This window comes from Variovorax sp. FG153, assembly GCF_057809595.1.
Genome location: NZ_JBMDKG010000131.1, coordinates 1 through 431, shown reverse-complemented (window position 1 = coordinate 431; position 431 = coordinate 1). Strand labels below are relative to the sequence as shown.

At 72.4% G+C, this 431-nt stretch carries 1 protein-coding gene; it reads left to right on the top strand.

All coding sequences use genetic code 11. The features are described from left to right. On the top strand, positions 1-431 hold a 431-nt coding region (locus ACODT0_RS42430; protein WP_489044055.1), incomplete at both ends, for a beta-ketoacyl synthase N-terminal-like domain-containing protein.

The window sequence follows — 431 nt, the reverse complement described above, 5'->3', positions numbered from 1 at the left end:
CTTCGGCCCCGCGCCGCTGCCGACCTGGATCGGCCGCGTCGACGGCCTCGAAGAGCTCCGCCTGCCCGACGCCCTCGCGCACTGGGACTGCCGCAACAACCGGCTGGCCTGGCTCGGCCTGCAAGCCGACGGCTTCCTCGAGGCCGTGGCCGAGGCGCGCGGGCGCCATGGCGCGGCGCGCATCGCGCTGATCCTCGGCACCTCGACCTCGAGCATCGGTGAGGCCGAGCTTGCTTATACCCAACTCGACGCCAGCGGCGCCTTTCCGACCGCACAGCGACGCCCCAAGGTGCACACGCCGCATTCGCTCGCGATGTTCGTGCAGGAGGTGCTGGGCCTCGAGGGGCCGAGCGAGACCATCTCCACCGCCTGCTCCTCGAGCGCCAAGGTGTTCGCCTCGGCCGAGCGGCTGATCCGCCTGGGCCTGGTCG